Source organism: Streptomyces sp. NPDC058459 (assembly GCF_042721685.1).
In the GTDB taxonomy this organism is placed as follows: domain Bacteria; phylum Actinomycetota; class Actinomycetes; order Streptomycetales; family Streptomycetaceae; genus Streptomyces.
On record NZ_JBHXLV010000330.1, the window covers coordinates 1 to 4250 of the forward strand.

A 4250-nucleotide genomic window follows, 5' to 3' on the forward strand; every position below is an offset into this window, starting at 1 on the left:
GTCCGTCCGTGTACCCGGCCGAAGCGCGCCGCGCCGGGTCGCCGTCTTGATCCCGGCAGCCCTCACCACCGCCCGGCGGAGCGGCGCGAGTTCGGCGAAGCGCAGGCCGTCGGAGAGTCGCAGTCCTCCGTGCCGTGAGGACGTCTCCTGCTGGGGGGACGGGACGACCGGAGGAGGGAGAGGGACGGGCCGAGGCGGCGACCGTCCTCCCCCGTGTGCCATGCGGTCGTGCGTGTCATGCTCCGGGGGCGGTCCACTTCTGGTTGGCGCCGCCGTTGCAGTCCCAGATCACTGCCTGCGTACCGTCGGTGGTGGAAGAGGCGGGGTCGTCGAGGCAGCGGCCGGAGACCGGGTTGCGGTAGCCGCCGTTGTAGGGCTGCCACTGCTGGTTGGCGCCGCCGTTGCAGTCCCAGATCTCGACCTTGCTGCCGTTGGCGGTTGCCGCGCCGGTCACGTCGAGGCACTTGCCCAGGGCCCGCAGGGTCCCGTCCGGCACGGCGGTCCAGGACTGGGCGCCGGTGCCGTTGCAGCTCCAGATCTGGGCGGCGGTGCCGTTGGCGCTGCTGCTGGAGTTGATGTCCAGGCACTTGCCGGCGATGCCGGATCGCACAGGGCCGCCGACGGTGACCGGGGGTTTGATCCACCCGGCGCTGTCGGCTGCCTGGATGCCGGCGTTGAAGGCGTCGGCCATCTTGCTGAAGCCGTTGTCGTTGGGATGCAGCGCGTCGGAGAGGTCCGCGGTGGTCAGAGCGCTCATGTCGACCAGCCGGACGTGCTTGCCCGCGGCCTGCTTGGCCTGGACGATGCCGGGGAGCTTCGCGTTGAAGGCGGGCCGGTTGGGTTCCTCGGTAGAGCTGGTGGAGACGATCAGGGTGCCGACCAGGACCGTGGCGTCGGGGACGTCGGTGGTGATCCGGTCGATCAGTGCGCTGAGCCGGTCGGTGGCGGTGGGGACCTGGTAGTTCTGGTTCAGGTCATTGGTGCCGATCTCCAGGGTGACGACATTGGGCCGGTACTCGGCCAGCACCGAGTCCGCTATGCCCGCTATCTGTTCGATCCGCCAGCCGGAGTGGCCCTCGTTGTCGGGGTCGGACATCGGTCCGTTCCGGCCGGAGCCCACGAAGTCCAGGGCGTGCCCCTCGGCTGCCAGCTCGTTCCACAGGAAGCCCCGGTAACTGTTGCCCGACGGGCTGCCGATGCCCCAGGTGATCGAGTCCCCCAGCGGCATCACCCGCAGGGACGCGGGCGCCGCTGCCCGTAAGGGGGCCGTCGCCGTGCCGGCCATGGCGGGCAGCGTCACGCCCAGGCTGAGCGCGACTGTCATCGCCGCTGCCGTGCCTGCTCGTTGGAACCTCATATGTTCTGTTCTCCTCTGCCGTGCGGGGGGCTACGGAAGCTGGTGCCGCGTGCGGTGGGGTCCATGGCAGTGCTCGCGTGGTCGGGGTGTCCTGGACGTCTACGGCCGAGTCGCTGCCCGACACCTGCCAGAAACAGACGGCCAGGACGCAACTCGACTACTCACACGAGTAGTTGGGTGAGTTCCCCCTGCCGCCGACCTCCGGGCGCGACCAAGCGCTGACAACGTTGTCGCCGAGATCCGAAAGCGCGCGCGGCAACTGGGCGCTCCTCCCTCGCCACCGGCCCTGACGTGCTGGCGCACACCGGCCGCAAGGAGAGAGCGCTCTCTGAAGCTAGCCAGAGATCATGGACGCGTCAATGGTCTGGACATGCGGTCGGACGGAGCCCATCCGCTTCCACCGCGGCCGCTCACTCCACGCGGTCGCGCTCCCGTCATCCCGGAAGTGCCGAGGCACATCGTCGCGCGGGGTCCGCCTCAGACCGTCGAAGGTGACCGGTGCGCACGCGTCCGAGCTGCGGACACGAACCACCGGATCGGCTCAGCGCCCCGGGCGTACGCGCTCAAGTTCCTGCGAACTTCATCCGATGCCTGTTGACTCGTGTTCACGATTTCGGTCCATTGCGTTGACAGCCGTTCAGGAACTGCCCTTTGCTGTGAGAGTCTCACCCCCCCCACACCGGTGCGGCACGAGCCGCGCCATCCGCACCTGGAGTCGCGCGATGAAGCGATGGCGTGTTCCCCTGACGAGTCACCCTCTCCTTCTCGCGCCGGCCACCCCCGCCGCCGCGCACGCGGCCGCCGCGACGGCGGTGGCCGACCCGGCGTCACCGGCCGATCCCCTGCTCGGTACGTCCCACTAGGGCAACACGTTCCCCGGCGCCGACGCCCCGTCCGCCACGGTCCTGCGGAGTCCCGACACACCGTCACGGCCGCCCGGCGGCAACCGCGCCCGCACCGACAACGTTGTCACGGGTTCACCTGAACCACCTGTCCGGTCCCCCCTGACCGCCGGGTGATCTTCGCCGACCGTGCAGCGGCCCCGTCCCGGAACGACGGGCCGCCGCACGGCCCAGACACCCCCTCGGTCCTTGCCGGGGCCACACCTGCATCCCCCCACCAGGAGTGGAACAACGATGAACACACGCACGCTCGGAAGACGGGCAGCTCGGGCGCTGGTCACCCTGCTCGGACTGCTGCTGGTGATCCCCGGCGCCATGAGCGCGCAGGCAGCGCCGACCCCTGCGGCAAGCAGCATCGCGGTGCTGATGAAGTCGTACAACGCCGACAACGGCCGGATCGACGCCAACGCGTGGTGGACCGCCGCGGTGTCGCTGAGCACGGTGATGACCTACCACCAGGCCACCGGCGACAGCCAGTACGACTACGCGATCTCCGGCGCCTTCGCCAAGAACAGCAGCTTCACCAACGACTACATCGACGACACCGGCTGGTGGGCCCTGGTCTGGCTGCAGGCCTACGACATCACCGGCAACACGAACTACCTGAACATGGCCAGGACCACCACCAACTACATGCACGACTACTGGGACTCCCAGTGCGGCGGCGGCGTCTACTGGAGCACCGCCAAGCAGTACAAGGCATCCATCGCCAACGAGCTCTTCCTCGCGGCGACGGCCGGCCTGCACAACCGCATCGCGGGTGACACCACATACGGCGGCTGGGCGACCGCCGAATGGAACTGGTTCAAGAACTCGGGCCTCATCAAGGGCAACCTCGTGCAGGACGGACTCAACGTCCCCAACTGCACGTTCAGCACGGCGAACTACTCGTACAACCAGGGTGTCATCCTCCAGGGGCTCATCGAGCAGTCCCGCGCCGGCGGTGACACTTCGCTGCTGAACACGGCGACGACGATCGCCAACGCCGCCGTCGCGCGGTTCAACCGCAACGGCGTGCTCTACGACGGGTGCGAGCCGAACTGCACCGGCGACGGTTCGGCCTTCAAGGGCATCTTCGCCCGCTACCTGCGGTCCCTGGCCAACGCCACCAGGAGCACGGCCTACGACACCTTCCTCGCCACCACGGCGAACTCCATCCTCGCCAACGACACCGACGGCGACGGCCGGCAGGGCAACTCCTTCGTGGGGCCGTTCGCCCTGTGGACCCCCAGCACCCAGGCCGCCGCGGCCGAAGTCCTGGTCGCCGCACTCGGACTGACCACCACACCGCCGCCCACCAACTCCAGCGGGGTGTTGCGCGGGCAGGAGTCCGGCCGGTGCGCGGACGTGCCTGGCGCCGACCAGACCAGTGGCACGCGGCTCGCGCTGTGGGACTGCAACGGCGGCGGCAACCAGACCTGGACGACGGACAGCTCGGGCCGGCTGACCGTCTACGGCAGCAAGTGCCTGGATGTCGACGGAGCCGGTACCGCCGACGGCACGGCGGTCCAGATCTGGGACTGCAACAACACCGGGGCCCAGACCTGGAGCATCCGCTCCGACGGCACCGTCGTGAACACCGGGTCCGGAAAGTGTCTGGACGCCACCGGTCACGGCACCGCCAACGGCACGCCGCTGGAGATCTGGACCTGCAACGGCGGCAACAACCAGAGGTGGAGCAGGACGTGAGGCGGCACTGAGCCCATCATCCCGGACACACACCGGTGCACCTCGCGCCCTCGGTCGCCACCGGTCCCGGCGCTCGGCGTGCGGCGGGCGTGTGCCGGGTCGCGTCGGCCTCGCAGACGCAGCGCTCTCTGCCCACCTGCTCACGGATGGCCTCTCCGGGGCGCGCGTCCGGGTCCGTGCCGGAAGAATCCCGGGTGAGAGACCTCACCGCGGCACGCCCGCGCGCGACCGGTGGACCGGATACGGATGGCGAGGTGGGCGGCACGATGGCCGGACCGGGGAGTCCCGAGGCCGTCCCGCGG

2 protein-coding genes are annotated in these 4250 nt (G+C 69.6%); one reads left to right on the top strand and one right to left on the bottom strand.

Features of this window, described 5'->3' with window-relative positions; genetic code table 11:
• Positions 1-235: 235 nt before the first annotated feature.
• Positions 236-1357 (bottom strand): ricin-type beta-trefoil lectin domain protein, encoded by a 1122-nt coding sequence (locus ACFWN1_RS31985; RefSeq protein WP_384369835.1) that lies wholly within the window; start codon positions 1355-1357, stop codon positions 236-238.
• 1136 nt (positions 1358-2493) lie between these two features.
• Here ACFWN1_RS31985 and ACFWN1_RS31990 point away from each other — a divergent pair.
• Positions 2494-3948: a glycoside hydrolase family 76 protein gene (locus ACFWN1_RS31990; protein WP_384369838.1), complete on the top strand. Its 1455-nt coding sequence runs from the start codon at positions 2494-2496 to the stop codon at positions 3946-3948.
• The last annotated feature ends 302 nt before the right edge of the window (positions 3949-4250 follow it).